This is a genomic window from Dryocola baronae (genome assembly GCF_051297175.1).
GTDB lineage: Bacteria > Pseudomonadota > Gammaproteobacteria > Enterobacterales > Enterobacteriaceae > Dryocola.
Genome location: NZ_JBINNY010000001.1, coordinates 4,750,125 through 4,768,822, shown reverse-complemented (window position 1 = coordinate 4,768,822; position 18,698 = coordinate 4,750,125). Strand labels below are relative to the sequence as shown.

18 protein-coding genes are annotated in these 18,698 nt (G+C 59.2%); 12 read left to right on the top strand and 6 right to left on the bottom strand.

Features of this window, described 5'->3' with window-relative positions:
- The first annotated feature begins 53 nt into the window (after positions 1-53).
- From ACSPHG_RS22585 to arnF, 8 genes are all read left to right on the top strand, one after another.
- The gene (locus ACSPHG_RS22585) at positions 54-560 is read left to right on the top strand and encodes a phenolic acid decarboxylase (RefSeq protein ID WP_435955707.1); all 507 of its coding nucleotides are present in this window, start codon (positions 54-56) and stop codon (positions 558-560) included.
- A 420-nt stretch (positions 561-980) separates the two neighbouring features.
- Positions 981-2,120: a UDP-4-amino-4-deoxy-L-arabinose aminotransferase gene (gene arnB, locus ACSPHG_RS22580; protein WP_435955706.1), complete on the top strand. Its 1,140-nt coding sequence runs from the start codon at positions 981-983 to the stop codon at positions 2,118-2,120.
- 1 nt (position 2,121) lies between these two features.
- Positions 2,122-3,105, top strand: coding sequence for an undecaprenyl-phosphate 4-deoxy-4-formamido-L-arabinose transferase (gene arnC, locus ACSPHG_RS22575; RefSeq protein ID WP_435955705.1), 984 nt, complete (start codon positions 2,122-2,124; stop codon positions 3,103-3,105).
- On the top strand, positions 3,102-5,084 hold the full coding sequence (gene arnA / locus ACSPHG_RS22570; RefSeq protein WP_435955704.1) for a bifunctional UDP-4-amino-4-deoxy-L-arabinose formyltransferase/UDP-glucuronic acid oxidase ArnA: 1,983 nt from the start codon (positions 3,102-3,104) through the stop codon (positions 5,082-5,084). The genes arnC and arnA overlap by 4 nt, the downstream gene beginning before the upstream one ends.
- The gene (gene arnD, locus ACSPHG_RS22565) at positions 5,081-5,977 is read left to right on the top strand and encodes a 4-deoxy-4-formamido-L-arabinose-phosphoundecaprenol deformylase (protein WP_435955703.1); all 897 of its coding nucleotides are present in this window, start codon (positions 5,081-5,083) and stop codon (positions 5,975-5,977) included. Before arnA ends, arnD begins: the two co-directional genes overlap by 4 nt.
- A gap of 4 nt (positions 5,978-5,981) precedes the next feature.
- The gene (gene arnT / locus ACSPHG_RS22560; RefSeq protein WP_435955702.1) at positions 5,982-7,640 is read left to right on the top strand and encodes a lipid IV(A) 4-amino-4-deoxy-L-arabinosyltransferase; all 1,659 of its coding nucleotides are present in this window, start codon (positions 5,982-5,984) and stop codon (positions 7,638-7,640) included.
- A gap of 787 nt (positions 7,641-8,427) precedes the next feature.
- The gene (gene arnE / locus ACSPHG_RS22555) at positions 8,428-8,751 is read left to right on the top strand and encodes a 4-amino-4-deoxy-L-arabinose-phosphoundecaprenol flippase subunit ArnE (RefSeq protein WP_435955701.1); all 324 of its coding nucleotides are present in this window, start codon (positions 8,428-8,430) and stop codon (positions 8,749-8,751) included.
- Complete coding sequence (arnF, locus tag ACSPHG_RS22550; protein ID WP_435955700.1) at positions 8,751-9,131, top strand: 4-amino-4-deoxy-L-arabinose-phosphoundecaprenol flippase subunit ArnF; 381 nt, start codon at positions 8,751-8,753, stop codon at positions 9,129-9,131. The genes arnE and arnF overlap by 1 nt, the downstream gene beginning before the upstream one ends.
- Before the next feature lie 17 nt (positions 9,132-9,148).
- Here arnF and ACSPHG_RS22545 read toward each other — a convergent pair whose 3' ends face one another.
- The 3 genes from ACSPHG_RS22545 to ACSPHG_RS22535 all read right to left on the bottom strand — a co-directional run bounded on the left by ACSPHG_RS22545 (position 9,149) and on the right by ACSPHG_RS22535 (position 11,636).
- Positions 9,149-10,204 carry an AI-2E family transporter gene (locus ACSPHG_RS22545; RefSeq protein WP_435955699.1) on the bottom strand — a complete coding sequence of 352 codons (1,056 nt, stop codon included), beginning with the start codon at positions 10,202-10,204 and terminating at the stop codon, positions 9,149-9,151.
- Between the two features lie 136 nt (positions 10,205-10,340).
- Positions 10,341-10,898, bottom strand: a complete 558-nt coding sequence (locus ACSPHG_RS22540) for a DcrB family lipoprotein (protein WP_435955698.1) — start codon at positions 10,896-10,898, stop codon at positions 10,341-10,343.
- A 72-nt stretch (positions 10,899-10,970) separates the two neighbouring features.
- Positions 10,971-11,636, bottom strand: coding sequence for a 7-cyano-7-deazaguanine/7-aminomethyl-7-deazaguanine transporter (locus ACSPHG_RS22535; RefSeq protein WP_435955697.1), 666 nt, complete (start codon positions 11,634-11,636; stop codon positions 10,971-10,973).
- A gap of 192 nt (positions 11,637-11,828) precedes the next feature.
- On the opposite strand from ACSPHG_RS22535, the gene tusA reads away from it, so the two are divergent.
- The 4 genes from tusA to ACSPHG_RS22515 all read left to right on the top strand — a co-directional run bounded on the left by tusA (position 11,829) and on the right by ACSPHG_RS22515 (position 15,094).
- A complete protein-coding gene (gene tusA, locus ACSPHG_RS22530; RefSeq protein ID WP_435955696.1) occupies positions 11,829-12,074 on the top strand; it encodes a sulfurtransferase TusA in 246 nt (81 codons plus the stop codon).
- Positions 12,075-12,265: 191 nt separating this feature from the next.
- Positions 12,266-13,249 carry a TRAP transporter substrate-binding protein gene (locus ACSPHG_RS22525; protein WP_435955695.1) on the top strand — a complete coding sequence of 328 codons (984 nt, stop codon included), beginning with the start codon at positions 12,266-12,268 and terminating at the stop codon, positions 13,247-13,249.
- 31 nt (positions 13,250-13,280) lie between these two features.
- A complete protein-coding gene (locus tag ACSPHG_RS22520) occupies positions 13,281-13,790 on the top strand; it encodes a TRAP transporter small permease (protein ID WP_435955694.1) in 510 nt (169 codons plus the stop codon).
- Positions 13,791-13,807: 17 nt separating this feature from the next.
- Positions 13,808-15,094 carry a TRAP transporter large permease gene (locus ACSPHG_RS22515; RefSeq protein WP_435955693.1) on the top strand — a complete coding sequence of 429 codons (1,287 nt, stop codon included), beginning with the start codon at positions 13,808-13,810 and terminating at the stop codon, positions 15,092-15,094.
- A gap of 106 nt (positions 15,095-15,200) precedes the next feature.
- On the opposite strand, the gene zntA is transcribed toward ACSPHG_RS22515, so the two are convergent.
- The 3 genes from zntA to ACSPHG_RS22500 form a co-directional block, all read right to left on the bottom strand.
- Entirely contained in the window at positions 15,201-17,402 is a 2,202-nt protein-coding gene (gene zntA, locus ACSPHG_RS22510) for a Zn(II)/Cd(II)/Pb(II) translocating P-type ATPase ZntA (RefSeq protein ID WP_435955692.1), read from the bottom strand.
- Between the two features lie 225 nt (positions 17,403-17,627).
- On the bottom strand, positions 17,628-18,254 hold the full coding sequence (locus ACSPHG_RS22505; RefSeq protein ID WP_435955691.1) for a lysoplasmalogenase: 627 nt from the start codon (positions 18,252-18,254) through the stop codon (positions 17,628-17,630).
- Positions 18,255-18,421: 167 nt separating this feature from the next.
- Positions 18,422-18,691 carry a DUF1145 family protein gene (locus ACSPHG_RS22500; protein ID WP_435955690.1) on the bottom strand — a complete coding sequence of 90 codons (270 nt, stop codon included), beginning with the start codon at positions 18,689-18,691 and terminating at the stop codon, positions 18,422-18,424.
- Between the last annotated feature and the right edge of the window lie 7 nt (positions 18,692-18,698).

Below are 18,698 nucleotides of genomic sequence, written 5' to 3'. Positions count from 1 at the left end.
CATGCAAAAAGTGAAGGAGTAAGCTATCTCCATTGCAACGAAGGAGAGAAAAAATGAGCACCTTTGATAAAAATGATTTGAGCGGTTTCATCGGTAAACATGTGGTCTACACCTACGATAACGGCTGGAACTACGAAATTTACGTGAAAAACGGCACGACGCTGGATTACCGTATTCACAGCGGTCTCGTCGCCAACCGTTGGGTGAAAGACCAGTTCGCCCATATCGTCCGCGTCGGGGAAAGCATCTACAAAATTTCCTGGACCGAGCCGACCGGGACGGACGTCAGCCTGATTGTGAACCTGGGCGACAAACTGTTCCACGGCACGATATTCTTCCCGCGCTGGGTGATGAACAATCCGGAAAAAACCGTCTGCTTCCAGAACGACCATATCGCCAAAATGGAAGCGCTGCGCGAGGCTGGCCCGGCTTATCCAACGGAAGTCATCGATGAGTTTGCCACCATCACCTTTATTCGTGACTGCGGCGAAAACAACGAAAGCGTGATTGCCTGTGCGGCCAGCGAATTACCGGCGGATTTCCCAAACAATCTGCGCTAACCGCCGCGACGAATATATCCATCTACTTGAAAGAACAGCGTATGCTGTTCTTTTTTTTGCGACGAATATCGGCAATATTAAATTAACCTTAATATATCCTTGATGAGCCAGAAGTTAATTACTAACGAAATATAGATGAACCTGCTGTGATCCTTTTTTGAAGATTAGGTGTCATTGCCTCCCCGTCCTTCCAGACGCATTCTTTTTCCCTGCGAGAATTTTTTCTTAATATTTCTCTAAGAAACATCTGCTAGCTTGTCTTTAATTTAGCCTTCGTTTAGATAACGCCGCGCTGAGTTAATGACGTTGTCATTTTATTTAAATTGTTCGCTGCACTATTAAATTTGCTTTGCTTCACCCGGGGAAGGAAAACCATGGTTTATCGCTTCAGCGGGCTTTTTTAACTTAGGGAAATCTTCAATGAGCGAGTTTTTACCCTTTTCCCGTCCGGCGCTTGGTGCTGAAGAGCTGGCCGCCGTGAACGACGTTTTACAGTCCGGCTGGATAACGACCGGGCCAAAAAACCAGGCGCTAGAACAGGCCTTTACCGAACTGACCGGCAACCGGCACGCCATTGCGGTTAGCTCCGCCACGGCGGGCATGCACGTGGCGTTGATGGCGCTGGATTTACAGCCGGGGGATGAGGTGATCACGCCTTCGCTGACCTGGGTTTCCACGCTAAACATGATTGTGCTGCTCGGCGCGCGGCCGGTGATGATCGACGTTGACCGCGACACGCTGATGGTGACGCCGCAAGCTGTTGAAGCGGCGATTACGCCGCGCACCCGCGCCATTGTTCCCGTGCACTATGCCGGAGCGCCCGCCGATATCGACGCTCTCCGCGCCGTCGCTGAACGCCACGGCATACCGGTGATTGAAGATGCGGCCCACGCCGCCGGAACCCATTACAAAGGCCAGCACGTCGGCGCGCGGGGCACCGCGATTTTCTCCTTCCACGCCATCAAAAATATGACCTGCGCCGAAGGCGGGCTTATCGTCACCGACGACGAAAAGCTGGCTAACCGCATGCGCAGCCTGAAGTTTCACGGCCTCGGCGTCGACGCTTTTGACAGACAAACCCACGGACGCGCGCCGCAGGCGGAAGTGATTACGCCGGGGTACAAATACAACCTGGCGGATATCAACGCCGCGATTGCCCTCGTGCAGCTGGGCAAGCTCAATCAGCTGAATGCCCGCCGCGCCGAAATCGCGCAGCGTTATTTAACCGAATTAGCCGACACACCATTTTTGCCCCTCGCGCAGCCCGCGTGGCCGCATAAACACGCCTGGCATCTGTTTATTATTCGCGTCGACGAAGCGCGCTGCGGGATATCGCGCAACGGCCTGATGGAGGCATTAAAAAGCCGGGGGATTGGCACCGGCCTGCATTTCCGCGCGGCGCATACGCAGAAATATTACCGCGAGCGTTTCCCGGGCCTTTCTTTACCCAACAGCGAATGGAACAGCGAGCGGATTTGCTCGCTGCCGTTATTCCCGACCATGAGCGACGACGATGCCGCGCGCGTTATCCACGCGCTGCGTGAAATTGCAGGAAAATAAGATGACCAAGGTAGAACCCATTAATAAAGTTTCGGTGGTCATTCCGGTTTATAACGAGCAGGACAGCCTGCCCGAGCTGATTCGCCGCACCACCGACGCCTGCGAAAAGCTGGGCCGCGACTATGAAATCCTGCTGGTGGACGACGGCAGCAGCGATGAATCTGCCGCCATGCTGGTCGACGCCGCCGAAGCGCCAGGCAGCCACATCGTCGCGGTGCTGCTCAACAGAAACTACGGCCAGCACTCGGCGATTATGGCGGGCTTTAACCACGTCACCGGGGATCTGGTCGTCACTCTCGACGCGGATCTGCAAAACCCGCCGGAGGAGATCCCGCGCCTGGTCGCCAAGGCCGATGAAGGCTACGACGTGGTGGGCACCGTGCGTCAGAACCGCCAGGACAGCTGGTTCCGCAAGCGCGCCTCGCGCCTGATTAACCGCATGATCCAAAGCACCACCGGCAAAGCGATGGGCGATTACGGCTGCATGCTGCGCGCCTATCGCCGCCATATCGTCGACGCCATGCTGCACTGCCACGAACGCAGCACCTTTATCCCGATCCTTGCCAACACCTTCGCCCGTAAGGCCATCGAAATCCCGGTGCACCACGCCGAGCGCGAGTTTGGCGATTCCAAATACAGCTTTATGCGGCTGATTAACCTGATGTACGACCTGGTGACCTGCCTGACCACCACGCCGCTGCGCATGCTCAGCGTGTTTGGCAGCGTGATCGCGCTGCTCGGGTTTGCGCTGTCGGTGCTGCTGGTCGTGCTGCGCCTCGCTTTTGGCCCGCAGTGGGCGGCAGAAGGGGTGTTCATGCTGTTTGCGGTGCTGTTTATGTTTATCGGCGCGCAGTTTGTCGGCATGGGCCTGCTCGGCGAGTACATAGGCCGTATTTACAACGATGTGCGCGCGCGCCCTCGTTACTTTATTCAGCGCGTGGTTAGCCGCGAGTCAGTTTCAACTTCAGAGGAAAATCGTCAATGAAAGCCGTTGTTTTTGCCTATCACGATATTGGGTGCGCGGGCGTTAACGCGCTGGTAGAAGCCGGATATGAAATTACCGCTATCTACACGCATCCGGACGCGCCGTCGGAGAACCATTTCTTCGGCTCGGTCGCGCGCACGGCGGCGGAACACGGCATTCCCGTTTACGCGCCGGAAGACGTCAACCATCCGCTGTGGGTTGACCGCATCAAATCCAGCGCGCCCGAGGTGATTTTCTCGTTCTACTACCGCAATCTGCTGTGCGATGAAATTCTGTCGAGCGCGACGGTGGGGGCGTTTAACCTGCACGGCTCGCTGCTGCCGAAATACCGCGGCCGCGCCCCGCTTAACTGGGTGCTGGTGAACGGCGAAACGGAAACCGGCGTTACGCTGCACCGCATGGTTGCCCGCGCGGATGCCGGGGCCATCGTCGCCCAGCAGCGCGTGGAAATCACCCCGGAAGAAACGGCGCTTACGCTGCATCACAAACAGCGCGAGGCGGCGACCACGCTGCTGCGTGACATCCTTCCCATCATCAAAACCGGGGACTTCCCGCAGCACGAACAGGACATCAGCCAGGGCAGCTATTTTGGCCGCCGTACCCCGCAGGACGGGCGCATCGACTGGTCAAATTCCGCTACCGAAATCAACAACCTGATTCGCGCGGTAACCGATCCGTGGCCGGGCGCGTTTAGCTATGTGGGCGGCACCAAATTCATCGTCTGGAAAGGGCGTGTGGTGGCGAACGCCGCGGGTGCCAAAGCGGGCACCGTGCTGTCGGTCAGCCCGCTTATCGTGGCCGCCGGTGAAGACGCGCTGGAAATCCTCGCCGGGCAGACGGAAAACGGCGTGTATATGCAGGGTTCCCAGCTGGTGCAAACCCTGGGTCTGGTGGAAGGCGCGCTGTTGAGCAGCCAGCCGGTATCTGCGGTGAAACGCCGCAAACGTGTGCTCATCCTCGGCGTAAACGGCTTCATCGGCAACCATCTCACCGAACGCCTGTTACAGGACGATAATTTCGAGGTTTACGGGCTGGACATCGGCTCCGACGCCATCAGCCGCTTCCTCGGCAACGCGCGCTTCCACTTTGTGGAAGGCGATATCAGCATTCACTCCGAGTGGATTGAATACCATATCAAGAAGTGCGACGTGGTGCTGCCGCTGGTGGCGATCGCCACGCCGATTGAATACACCCGCAACCCGCTGCGCGTGTTTGAGCTGGATTTCGAGGAAAACCTCAAGATTATCCGCGACTGCGTGAAGTACCAGAAGCGCATCATCTTCCCGTCGACGTCAGAAGTGTACGGCATGTGTACCGACAAAGTGTTCGACGAGGACAGCTCGAACCTGATCGTCGGGCCGATCAACAAGCAGCGCTGGATTTACTCCGTCTCCAAGCAGCTTCTTGACCGCGTTATCTGGGCCTACGGCGAAAAAGAGGGGCTGCGCTTTACGCTGTTCCGCCCGTTCAACTGGATGGGGCCGCGCCTCGATAACCTGAACGCCGCGCGCATCGGCAGCTCGCGCGCCATTACCCAGCTCATCCTTAACCTAGTAGAAGGTTCGCCAATTAAGCTGATTGATGGCGGGAAACAGAAACGCTGCTTTACTGATATCAGCGACGGTATCGAAGCGCTGTTCCGCATCATCGAGAACAAAAACGACAACTGCGACGGGCAGATCGTCAACATTGGCAACCCGGACAACGAGGCGAGCATTAAAGAACTGGCCGAGATGCTGCTGGCGAGCTTTGAAAAACACCCGCTGCGCGGCCACTTCCCGCCGTTCGCCGGCTTCCGCGAAGTGGAAAGCAGCACCTACTACGGCAAAGGTTATCAGGACGTGGAGCACCGTAAGCCGAGCATCCGCAACGCCCAGCGTCTTCTGGGCTGGACGCCAACGGTCGAGATGGAAAAGACCATCGACGAAACGCTGGATTTCTTCCTGAAAACCGTTGAGCTGACGGATGCGAAATCATGAGAAAAGTGGGTCTACGCATTGACGTAGATACCTGGCGCGGCACCCGCAAAGGCGTGCCGCAGCTGCTTGAAACCCTGCGCCTGCACGGTATCCAGGCAAGCTTCTTCTTTAGCGTCGGCCCGGACAATATGGGCCGTCACCTGTGGCGGCTTATAAAGCCGAAGTTCCTGTGGAAAATGCTGCGCTCCAACGCGGCGTCGCTGTACGGCTGGGATATTTTGCTGGCGGGAACGGCGTGGCCGGGGCGCAGGATCGGCGCGGGCAACGCGGAGATCGTGGCCGCCACGGCGGATCGTCACGAGGTCGGCCTGCACGCGTGGGATCACTTCGCGTGGCAAACCTGGGCGGGCGTCTGGGATAAGGCGACGCTGCAAAAGCAAATTCGCCTGGGGCACGACGCGCTGGCGGCCATCATCAAGCGGCCGGTGACCTGCTCGGCCGTTGCGGGCTGGCGGGCCGACCAGCGGGTAGTGCGCGCGAAAGAATCCTTTGGTTTTCACTATAACAGCGACTGTCGCGGAAGCGGCCCGTTCCGCCCGCAGCTGGCGGATGGGTCAACGGGCACCGTGCAAATCCCCGTGACGCTGCCGACCTGGGATGAAGTCATCGGGGATGGCGTCAGCCGTGAAGGGTACAACCGCTTTATTCTCGACCGCATCAGGCAGGACTCCGGCACGCCGGTGTACACCATTCACGCTGAGGTCGAAGGGATTGCCATGCGCGAAGACTTCAGCGAACTGCTGACCATGGCCGCCGCCGAGGGTATCGCCTTTTGCCCGTTAAGCGAGCTGCTGCCGGAAGATTTAACCACGTTGCCGCTGGGGAAAGTGGTGCGCGGCACGATCCCTGGCCGGGAAGGCTGGCTGGGTTGCCAACAATATATCGAGCCATAAACGGATGAAATTAACCACCAACACGCTGCTTCTTATCGCGGGGTTTGCCCTGCTTTACCTGCTGCCGATTGAGTTCCGCGCGCTGTGGCAGCCGGATGAAACCCGTTACGCGGAAATTAGCCGCGAGATGCTGGCGGCGGGCAACTGGATAGTGCCGCACTTCCTCGACGTGCGCTATTTCGAAAAGCCCGTCGCGGGCTACTGGATCAACAATCTTAGCCAGCTCGTTTTCGGGCATAACAACTTTGCCGTGCGCTTCGGCTCGGTGTTTTCCGTTACCGTTACCGCGCTGCTGGTCGGCTGGCTGGCCTTGCGCCTGTGGCGCGATAAAACCACGGCGGTGATGTCCGGGGTGATTTTCCTGACCTGTCTGCTGGTCTACGGCGTGGGCAGCTATGCGGTGCTCGACCCGATGATCACCCTGTGGCTGGTTGCCGCCATGTGCAGCTTCTGGCTGGGGGCGAACGCGCAAACCACGGCCGGCAAAGCGGGGGGCTATCTTCTTCTTGGCCTCGCCTGCGGCATGGGCGTGATGACCAAAGGTTTTCTTGCCCTGGCGGTGCCGGTGCTTGGCGTGCTGCCGTGGGTTATCGCCCAGAAGCGCTGGAAAGAGGTGCTGCTGTTCGGCCCGCTGGCGATCGTCAGCGCCATCGCGATTACGCTGCCCTGGGCGCTGGCGATAGCCAAAGCGGAGCCGGATTTCTGGCACTACTTCTTCTGGGTCGAGCATATTCAGCGCTTCGCTGAGGACGACGCGCAGCACAAGGCTCCGTTCTGGTACTACATTCCGTTCCTGATAGCCGGGAGTCTGCCGTGGCTGGCGCTGCTGCCGGGCGCGTTAAAAGGCGGCTGGCAGGAGCGCAAAACGCAAAGCGGATCGCTCTACCTGCTGGGCTGGGTGGTGATGCCGCTGCTGTTTTTCAGCATCGCCAAGGGCAAGCTGCCGACCTATATTCTGCCGTGTTTTGCGCCGCTGGCGATTCTGCTGGCGCGCCGTGCAACGCAGCTGGTTTCCTCGCGCACGCTGAAAATTAACGGCTGGATAAACGTCCTGTTCGGCGGGCTGTGCCTGCTTGCGGTGCTGCTGGTGCTGGCGCCGTGGGGGCTGGTAAAACATCCGCTTTACGCGAAGCACGAGGTGGTGAAGGTGCTGCTGGCGGGCCTCGCGTTTCTGGCGTGGGCGCTGGTCGGGCTGTATACCTCTCGCCATAGCGCGCGGCGCTGGCAGTGGGCGGCGCTTTGCCCGCTCGGGCTGGCGCTGTTGGTTGGGAGCGTGCTGCCGGACAAGGTGATTTATTCCAAACTGCCGCAGCCGTTTATCCGCGAGGTGCAGCCGGATCTGGCCGCCAGCCGCTACGTTCTGGCGGACAGCGTTGGCGTCGGCGCGGGCATCGCCTGGGAGCTTAAGCGCAGCGATATCATGATGTACCAGCGCCACGGCGAGCTGAGCTACGGCCTGACGAACTATGCGGACGCGAAGGATAACTTTGTCTCCCGCGAGGATTTCCCCGGCTGGCTTGCGGAGCATCGCAAAGAGGGCGCGGTGTCGCTGGTGCTGCTGCTTGCCAAAGATGCCCTGCCGGAGGACAAAGACCTGCCGGTGGCGGACTACGTGTACCGCAAGGGGCGCTTCGTTATGTTTATGTATGAAAAATCGCCATGATGGATAATCTCGCCACCAGGCGGTGGATGGCGCTAACGCTTATCCACCCTACGGTTTGTCGGTCGGGTATGGCGAATGCCGCGACCCGACAGCTCCGGTGGATGGCGCTAACGCTTATCCACCCTACGGTTTGTAGGTCGGGTATGGCGGATGCCGCCATCCGACAGCTGTGGTGGATGGCGCTAACGCTTATCCACCCTACGGTTTGTAGGTCGGGTAAGGCGGATGCCGCCACCCGACAGCTGTGGTGGATGGCGCTTGCGCTTATCCATCCTACGGTTTGTAGGTCGGGTATGGCGGGTACCGCGACCCGCCAGCTGCGGTGGATGGCGCTAACGCTTATCCACCCTACGGTTTGTAGGTCGGGTAAGGCGAATGCCGCCACCCGACAGCTGTGGTGGATGACGCTTGCGCTTATCCACCCTACGATTTGTAGGTCGGGTATGACGAATGCCGCCACCCGACAGCTGCGGTGGGTGGCGCTAACGCTTATCCACCCTAGGGTTTGTAGGTCGGGTATGGCGAATGCCGCCACCCGACAGCTGCGGTGGATGGCGCTAACGCTTATCCACCCTACGGTTTGTAGGTCGGGTAAGGCGAATGCCGCCACCCGACAGCTGTGGTGGATGACGCTTGCGCTTATCCACCCTAGGGTTTGTAGGTCGGGTAAGGCGAATGCCGCCACCCGACAGCTGTGGTGGATGGCGCTTGCGCTTATCCACCCTACGGTTTGTAGGTCGGGTAAGGCGGATGCCGCCACCCGACACTTCCCGGCAGGCCCCTGGCGATGAGCTATCTGCCTATCCTGCTTGCCAGCCTGCTGAGCTGCGGCGGCCAGCTTTGCCAGAAACAGGCGGCGCAGAGCGCTCGTGCCCGGCTGGTGTTGTTCTGGCTCGCGCTGGGCGTGTTCCTGCTCGGCTGCGGCCTGCTGGTCTGGCTGCTGGTGCTGCAGGACGTGCCGGTGAGCGTGGCCTATCCGATGCTAAGCCTGAACTTCATCTTCATTACGCTTGCGGCGCGTTTTATCTGGCATGAGCGGGTTTCGCCCCGCCACTGGCTGGGCGTTGCGCTGATTATTGCGGGCATTATCACTCTGGGAGTCAGCGTCTGATGGGCTACGTTTGGGGGCTGATGAGCGTGCTGCTGGTGAGCGGCGCGCAGCTCGTCATGAAATGGGCGATGGTGACGCTGCCGCCGGTTAGCCACCCGCAGGAAATGCTCAACGCGCTGCTGGGCCTGAGCAACGGCGCGCTGGCGCTGTGCGCGGGCATCCTGGCCTACGCGCTTTCGATGGTTTGCTGGTTCCTGGCGCTACGGCATATAGCCTTAAGCAAAGCCTACCCGCTGTTAAGCCTGAGCTACGTGCTGGTGTGGGCGGCGGCAATTTGGCTGCCGTGGCTGAACGAACGCTTTAGCGCCGGGAAGCTGGCGGGGGTCAGCGTGATTTTTATCGGCCTGCTGCTGGTGTGCCTGCCGGAGCGCAAGCGCTAGCTCCCGCCCCGTTGCGTTTAGCCTGGCAATCTTGATTTTGGCCGCCCAGGCCCGAGTAGGATTGCCAGCTTCGCGCCGCCCTTGGTGGTTTCCATCAGGATTTTGCACACGCTGGTCAGCGGCACGGAGAGCAGCATGCCGACCGGGCCGAGCAGCCATCCCCAAAAGAGCAACGAGAGGAACACGACAAACGTCGACATGCCAAGGCCTCGGCCCATCATGCGCGGTTCGACGATGTTACCCAGCACCATGTGTACGGCGAGGAACAGCGCGCCGACCATAAACATTTCGTAGGTGCCGTTGAACAGGAAGGCCTGAATCATCGGCGGAATGGCGGAAATCACCGAGCCGATGTTCGGAATGTAGTTCAGCAGGAAGCCCAGCACGCCCCACATCAGCGCGAACTGCACCCCCATCAGCGCAAGGCCTGCCCAGATAATCACCCCGGTCCACAGGCTTATCAGCGTTTTCAGCGCCAGGTAGTGCGTCACGCCCTTGAGCGCGCGGTGCATCCCGGCGATATGAATCTGCGGGTTGGAGAGGGCGAAACGCAGTTTGTACGGCACGTGGCGCACTTCAAACAGCATAAACACCACGGTCATCACCAGCAGCAGGACGCTCGCCATCGCGCCGGAAAGCCCGGTCATTAACGTGGTGGCAAAGGACATCACCTTCTCGGAATCCAGCCGCTGGAGCATGCGTTCCGGCGAGAGGCGCAGGTGCATAAACGGAATCATCCGCTCTATTTCCAGCACTTTTTGCGTCAGCATTTTGTTGTACTTCGGCAGCAGCGCCAGGAAGTCATTCATCGACGCCGCAAGCACGCCAACCAGCAGCGTCAGCATAATCAGCATCGCAAACACGACGATGCTGATCGCCAATGGGCGGCTTACGCCGCGGCGGATAAACCAGGTGACGAGCGGGTTAAGCACGATGGCGAAAAACAGCGCCATCAGCAGTTGCACAATGATGTCCCCCGCCGCGTGGATACCGGCAAGAATGATCACCAGGGCTGAGAGTTTCAGCAGGATGTGAAGCCCGGCTTTGTCGGTTTCAGGGGGGAGCGCGCGCATGGGGGAATTCCTTTTATAAGCAATCTTCATAGTGTAGCGCTTCGTTTGCCGGTTACCCGCAAGGCGAGTCTGAAAAGCAATAACGCAAAAAAAAGCCCCCGGTTGTGCAACCGGAGGCCGTGTTGTTAAAGCGCTTTTATTTGATCGTCAGCGTATTGATGATGTTCTCAGCGGCGGTCTGCGCCTGCTGCTGGTTGTCCGCAGGCAGAGTAATCTGCATGGTCAGCAGCTTGTCATCGACTTTGCTCAGGATAACCGAGGAGTACGCGGTTTGGCCCTTAGCGGAGATGATGGTGTCGAGCTGCTGGAGGCTGTGGCCTTTGATCTCGATAGTTTTGTTGGTGACGACCTGCAGCTGCGGGTCGCGCGCGCGCTGCTGATCTTCCAGGCGCTTAGCCAGCGCGGACAGGTCTTCGGTGGTGTTGTCGCCGACAATCACAATTACCGCTTTCTGGCCGGTCGCATCGGAATAGACGTGCATGTTATTCGCCTGCGTGCCGAGCTTGCCGCTCTGGTCCGTCATATCCGCTGGAAGAGCGAAACTCACCTTGCCATCAAGCAGGCTCACCGGCTGACCGCTGGCGTTGCTTTCCGCTGCGGCCCCTTCGGCTGGGGTTTTGGTGTCGTTGTTGTCGCAGGCGGCAAGACCAAGCACCAGCAGGCCGATACCGACATATTTAACCAGGTTACGCATGACTTCATCCTTTGGGTTAACAAGCCTTTCAGGCCGATCACAGCATCTTAGCACAAGATAATTCAAGGACGGTCAACCGGGCTGTAACCTCGACATTTCAGATTTGTCTGCCAGACGCTTCATCAGCATATTGAGCAGCACGCCGTACATCGGCAGGAAGAAGACGATGCTGATTAACACTTTAAAGCAGTAATCGACGATGGCGATCTCTACCCAATGCTGCGCCATGAAGGCGTCCGGACTGCGCCAGAAGGCGATGAAGAAGAAGGAGAGCGTATCGCTGACGTTGCCAAACAGCGTAGAGGCGGTCGGCGCGAGCCACCAGCGCTTGCTTTGGCGCAGGCGGTTAAAGACGTGGACATCAAGAATCTGCCCCAGCGCGTAGGCCATAAAGCTTGCGGCGGCGATGCGTGCGACGAACAGGTTGAAGTGCGCCAGCGCCTCGAAACCCTGCCAGCTACCCATATAAAACAGTGCCGAAATGCCGTAGGAAATCACCAGCGCCGGGAGCATCACCGCGAAGATAATGCGGCGCGCAAGCGGGGCACCAAAAATGCGTACCGTCAGATCGGTTGCCAGGAAGATAAACGGGAAGCTGAACGCGCCCCACGTAGTGTGGAACCCGAAAACGGAAACCGGAAGCTGCACCAGATAGTTACTGGAGGTGATCACCAGCAAATGGAATAGCGATAGCCAGAACAGCGCTTTCATGCGCTGATGAGAATTGAACTGCGTCATTTTTTAGCCTTTTTAATGAATGGGGTGAGGGAACCCAGTAAGTAATTCCCGGCTTAGCAAGCCCGAGAGGACGGCGATGATACTGCTTTAGCCTCGCTTTGCAATGGTTAATTTTAACGCAATCGTTCACGTCGCTTGCGCAAGAATTTACCGGGCGTAAACTAGCGCGGTTTTTTTAAATTCGAGACTGCCATGACCGATCTATTCGCAAACCCGGACCAAACCCTTGATGCTCTAGGCCTGCGTTGCCCCGAGCCGGTGATGATGGTGCGCAAAACCGTGCGCAATATGCAGCCCGGCGAAACGCTGCTGGTGATAGCCGACGATCCGGCCACCACCCGTGATATTCCCGGTTTTTGCCGTTTCATGGAACACGAGCTTATCGCTCAAGAAGTTGAGTCGCTGCCTTACCGCTACCTGCTGCGTAAAGGTCAGTAACCCTTCGGCCCTGTGCTCCCGCGCAGGGCTTTGAACCCTCTTTGCATCCTTCCTGAACCCCCATTTCATAAATTGTTGCTTTTGTGAACTGCTTCACCTCCGCTTTTTCTCCCGTCTACTAGCTTTAATCGACAATTAAAACGTTGTTTTATTTCTTACCTACCTTACTCAATATCTGCTGGAGCGACTCGATGAAGAAGACCTTAATGCCTGCTTTCGCGGGCCTGTGCCTGTCCGCCGCGTCACTGCTGTTTGCGCAAAGCGCCTATGCGCAGGTGATCAAAGCCGCCGACGTCCATCCTGAGGGCTACCCGAACGTGGTGGCGGTTCAGAACATGGGGGAAAAGCTCAAGCAACAAACTAACGGGGAGCTGGAGATTAAGGTGTTCCCCAGCGGCGTGCTGGGGGATGAGAAGCAGATGATTGAGCAGGCGCAGATGGGGGCTATCGACATGATCCGCGTGTCGATGGCGCCGGTGGCGGCGATTCTGCCGGATGTTGAAGTCTTTACCCTGCCGTACGTGTTCCGCGATGAAGATCATATGCACAAGGTGATCGACGGTGACATCGGCAGGCAGATCGGCGACAAGCTCACCGACAACTCGAAATCCCGCCTGGTGTTCCTCGGCTGGATGGATTCCGGCACGCGTAACCTGATTACCAAGAGCCCGGTGGTGAAGCCTGATGACCTGCACGGCATGAAAATTCGCGTGCAGGGCAGCCCCGTCGCGCTCGCTACGCTCAAAGATATGGGCGCAAACTCGGTGGCGATGGGCGTGAGCGAGGTGTACAGCGGGATGCAGACCGGGGTTATCGACGGCGCGGAAAACAATCCGCCGACGTTTATCGCCCACAACTATATGCCGGTCGCCAAAAACTACACGCTGAGCGGCCACTTTATCACCCCGGAAATGCTGCTCTACTCGAAGGTGAAATGGGACAAGCTCAGCCCGGAAGATCAGCAGAAAATCCTTAAGCTCGCCCGTGAAGCGCAGATGGAGCAGCGCGAGCTGTGGAACGCCTACAACGCCCAGGCGCTGGAAAAAATGAAGGCGGGCGGCGTGCAGTTCCACGATATCGACAGGGCGTGGTTCGTGAAGGCGACCGAGCCGGTGCGTAAGCAGTATGGCGACAGGCATCAGGAGCTGATGCAGGCCATCGCCGACGTCCAGTAACCCCAGCTGCTCACGCTTTCCCGGAGGACGTATGTCCCAGAACTATTCGAACTGGATGGATAAAGCCTACCTGGCGGCGATGGTCGTCGCCGGGCTGTCGCTGCTTATCATGACCGTGATTATTCCGATCGGCATTTTCTCGCGCTATGTGCTCAACCGCGGGGAGTCCTGGCCTGAGCCGGTGGCGATCATCTGCATGGTGACTTTTACCTTTATCGGCGCGGCGGTGAGCTACCGCGCCGGTTCCCACATCGCGGTCAATATGCTCACCGACCGGCTGCCGCAGGGGCTGCAATCGCTCTGCGCACGCCTGGTGGACCTGCTGATGCTGCTGATTTCCGTGGTGATGTTTTACTACAGCTATTTTCTGTGCGCGGATTTATGGGAGCAGCCGGTCGCGGAGTTCCCGGTGTTAACCTCCGGCCAGACCTACCTGCCGCTGCCGGTCGGCGCGGTGTTGCTGATTCTGTTCGTCGTCGAGCGATTGCTGTTTGGTTCCCAGGAGAACCGTCCGGTGGTGCTGCTTGGTAATCACGGTTAGAGGCGGGGGAAACGACTATGGACGCATTTATTTTGTTAGCCACGCTCGGCGTGCTGCTGGCGGTAGGCATGCCGGTGGCCTTTGCGGTGGGGCTTAGCGCCATCGCCGGGGCGCTGTGGATCGACCTGCCGCTTGAGGCAATCATGATTCAAATCACCAGCGGGGTGAATAAATTCACGCTGCTGGCGATCCCGTTCTTTATCCTCGCGGGAGCTATCATGGCGGAAGGCGGCATCGCCCGGCGGCTGGTGAATTTTGCCTATATCTTCGTTGGCTTCATTCGCGGCGGTCTGTCGCTGGTCAACATCGTCGCCTCGACGTTTTTCGGCGCGATTTCAGGGTCGTCGGTGGCAGATACCGCTTCGATCGGCAGCGTGATGATCCCGGAAATGGAGAAGAAGGGCTACCCGCGCGAATACGCGGCGGCGGTGACGGCGAGCGGTTCGGTGCAGGCGATTCTGATCCCGCCGAGCCACAACTCGGTGATTTATTCGCTGGCGGCGGGCGGCACGGTGTCCATCGCCACGCTGTTTATCGCGGGCGTCCTGCCGGGGCTGCTGCTGGGATTTTGCCTGATGATCCTCTGCCTTGGCTTCGCCCATAAACGCGGCTACCCGAAGGGCGAACGCATCCCCTTCCGGCAGGCGCTGAAAATCTTCTTCGACGCGCTCTGGGGACTGATGACGGTGGTTATCATCCTCGGCGGCATTCTCACCGGCGTGTTTACCGCAACGGAGTCGGCGGCGGTGGCCTGCGTCTGGGCGTTCTTTGTGACGATGTTTATCTACCGCGACTATAAGTGGAGCGAGCTGCCGAAGCTAATGTTCCGCACGGTCAAAACCGTCTCTATCGTGATGATTTTGATTGGCTTTGCGGCGGCGTTTGGCGCGGTGATGACTTACATGCAGTTGCCCTCGCGCATTACCGAGTTCTTCACTTCGCTGTCAGATAACAAGTACGTGATCCTGATGTACCTGAACATCATGCTGCTGCTAATCGGCACCCTGATGGACATGGCGCCGATCATCCTGATCCTTACCCCGGTTCTGCTGCCGGTGACCAACTCGCTGGGCATCGATCCGGTGCACTTCGGGATGATCATGATGGTCAACCTGGGGATTGGCCTGATCACCCCGCCGGTGGGATCGGTGCTGTTTGTGGCAAGCGCGGTGAGCAAGCAGAAGATAGAGGTGGTGGTGAAAGCGATGCTGCCGTTCTACGCCATGCTGCTGGTGGTGCTGGCGATGGTCACCTACATCCCGGCGGTTTCGCTGTGGCTGCCGCACGCCCTGGGAATGAATTGAGCTTCAGTTCAGGGTCGCCCGGTGGATGGCGCGTGCGCTTACCCACCCTACGAAAACACTGGCAAGATAGGCCGGATGAGCGCCAGCGCCATCCGACTTTATTTCTTCATTTCTTCCGCAGCAGCCTTAACGCGTTAGCCGTCACCAGCGCGGTCGCGCCTGAATCCGCGAGCACCGCCAGCCACAGGCCGGTGAGGCCCAGCAGCGTGGTGACGAGGAATATCGCTTTTAGGCCCAGCGCGATGCTGATGTTCTGGCGAATGTTGTTATGCGTGGCGCGGGCCAGGCTAATCATGTTCGCAAGCTCAGTCAGGCGGTTGTGCGTGAGCGCCGCGTCGGCGGTTTCCAGGGCGACGTCCGTCCCGCTGCCCATTGCAATGCCGAGGGTGGCGGCCTTCATCGCCGGGGCATCGTTGATGCCGTCGCCGACCATGGCCAGCTTTTGCCGGGCGTTAAGCTCGTTCACGGCGCTCACTTTGTCCGCCGGTAGCAGGCTGGCGCGGTAGTCCATGCCCAGCTCGTTTGCGATAGCGGCGGCGGCGCGCGGGTTGTCGCCCGTCAGCATTACGCCGTGTACGCCGATGTTTTTCAGGGCGGCAACGGCTTCTTTGGCGTCGCTACGCAGCGTGTCGCGCAGGGCAATTATCCCCAGAAGCTGGTTTTGGCGCACCGCGGCAATCACCGTCTGGCCTTCGGCTTCAAGCTGGGTGATGCGCTGCTGCCAGGCTTCATCCAGCACGCCCGCGGCAAGTTTTGTCGGGGAGCTTAGCAGCAGCGTTTCGCCGTTGATGACGGCCTCAACGCCGATCCCCGCCAGGGCGCGGTGCGATTGAGTTACCGGCAGGGCGAGCGTACGCCTTTCGGCTTCTCGAACGATGGCCTGCGCCAGCGGGTGGGTGGAGCCTTGTTCTACGGCAGCCGCCAGCGTCAGCAGTTCGTTTTCGCCGACCGCAGCCAGTGCTTCAACGGCCGTTACCTGCGGCTTGCCCGCCGTCAGCGTGCCGGTTTTATCGAAGGCGATTTGCTGGATCTGGCCGAGGCGTTCCAGCGCCGCCCCGCCTTTAATCAGCGCACCACGACGGGCGGCGGCGGCAAGGCCGGATGTGATGGCGGCCGGAGTCGATATCACCAGCGCACACGGGCAGCCAATCAGCAGCAGCGCCAGCCCTTTGTAAATCCATTCGCTCCAGCTTTGCCCAAACAGCAGCGGCGGAACGACGGCGGCCAGCAGCGCTATCGCCATAATAATCGGCGTGTAGATGCGGCTGAAGCGGTCAATAAAGCGTTCAATGGGCGCGCGGCGTTCGTCGGCCTCTTCGATGAGGCGCAGGATGCGGTCAATGGCGCTGTCGCCCGGTTCAGAAATCACCTCGAGCTGCACTAGCCTGTCAACGCTGGTGCTGCCCGCCGGGACTTTCTCGTTGCGTTCGCGCTCTACCGGCACCGACTCGCCGGTTAAGGCGCTTTCGTCGAAGCTGGCGGTTTCGCTCAGCAGGCGGCCATCCGCAGGCAGACGCCCGCCGGCGGAGACTTCTATCACGTCGCCGGGACGGAGATCGCCGAGCGCTACGCTTTCGCGTTCGCCGTTGCGGATTCGGGTTGCCACTTCCGGTTTCAGGGCCATCAGTGCGCTAACCCCGCGCCGCGCGCGGCTGGCGGCGTAGGATTCCAGACGTTCGCCAACCAGGAACAGCAGCAGCACCATGGCCGCTTCGGCGGTAGCGCCGATAAACAGCGCGCCGATGGCGGCGACGCTCATCAGCGTTTCGATAGCAAACCAGTTGCCGCTGCGGATCAGGCGCACGGCCTGGCGCGCGATAGGCCACAGGCCAACGAGCGTGGTGACGATAAACGCCATATTGCCAAACGGATGGTTCGCCTGCTCAAGCCCCCAGCTTATCGCCATCATGACGATCAGGGTGATGAGCGGCAGGTTTTCGCGCCAGCCTGAAGGCGCGGCGGCGGCCGGGGCGGCGCTGTCGCGCAGGGTATATCCGGCGGCCTTAACGGCTTTTTCGACTTCCATGCGGACGTCGCGCGGCGCGGTGACGAGGAGCTTTTCCGTCGCGAAAAGAACCTGGACGTGCTCGACGCCGGGAACCTGCTTCGCCGCGTTTTCGACTTTGCGCGCGCAGGCGGCGCAGTCCATGCCCGCGACCAGCCAGGTGTAACGCTCGCCGTTATCCGGAATTATTTCTGCTGCGGGCGCGCTCGAACACTGCTCATCGGTGCAGCAGGAGGGGGCTTCGGCCGGCAGCGGGCTGAGTTTCGCCTTCGCAAACTGCGGGGGTTTTTTAGAGTTGAGCATGTGCCCTCCTGGGTAATGATAAAGTTCTCATTACCGATGTTACACTCTGGAGCTTACTCCAGAGTCAAGAGGTAAATGCTTTTAGGGTTTTATGGTGGATGGCACGGTGGATGGCGCTAGCGCTTATCCACCCTACGGGAAAAGAGAGATGGCTTGGGGCGCTTTGCTTATCTAGCCTAAGGAAAGGTAGGTCGGGTAAGCGCAGCGCCACCCGACAGCGGAACATTAAATATACAGCGCGCGGACAATCATAAAGTGCCCGGCAAAATAGCAGGCGGCGGCGATAGCGCTGTCGGCGGTGAAGCGGCGGCGATAGTGGCTACCCAGCCAGACGATGTTGCCCAGGAGCAGGAGCGTCGCGCCAACAAAGCCGGAGAAGCTGGTGCTGGTCGGGCGGAAGAAGTACAGCTCGCCCGCCAGCCACACCATCACCAGCGTCATGCCGATAAACGTCATGATCGGCCAGCGGAAGGTTTCCAGCCGCGTCCAGATAACGGCGACCAGCAGCGCGCCAATCACCAGCAGGACGAGCGGCAGCGGCCAGAAGAACGACAGCGTCATCTGGCTTGCGAAATAGAGCGCATAGAGTAAATGCGACAGGAAGAATGCGCCGATGGCGTACAGCATGCGCTGCGTCGGCAGCAGGGTAAGGGCATCGCCAATAAGCGTTGCGACCAGCCCGGCCAGAATCAGGTAGCCGGTGGCTTCAAACATGGGAGCCTGCCAGGCAAGCAGCAGGAGCAAGAGCAGCGTGACCGGCTTAAACACCCAGCGCTGCCAGGTGGGACCGCGATAGGATGCATCAACGTAAAGCCACCCGGAAAAGAATACGGCGATAAAAGACCAAAGCATGGCGGAGTCCCTGTTTACGTAGGGCGGGTAAGCGTTAGCGCCACCCGCCAGAAAGTCATTATGCGGCGGATAGCGTTTCTCCACCTTAACTCAGTCTAGTGGTCAACGCTGCCAGATGACAACGCCCTGACGTGGGAGCTACTGCGAAAAGTGGCAGACCGGCGGGGTCACTTACCTTTACGCAGCGTTTTCTGCCAGGCAAGCAGTTCGAACACGCCGAAGACAAAGATTTTAAGCTGCTGAACGTGGCTGAGCGGCGGGCCGTCCTTCGGCTGCGTCGATTTCAGCAGCGCCAGCTGCATGGCGTGCATGATGGCCATAAAAATCAGCGCCACGTTGACGAAGATATTCAGCGGTCGCGGAAACGGGTGGAAAATATTCAGTAGCAAAAAGGCCCACACGCAGAGCATTAACAGCCTTCCCAGATTAATCAGCATGATATTT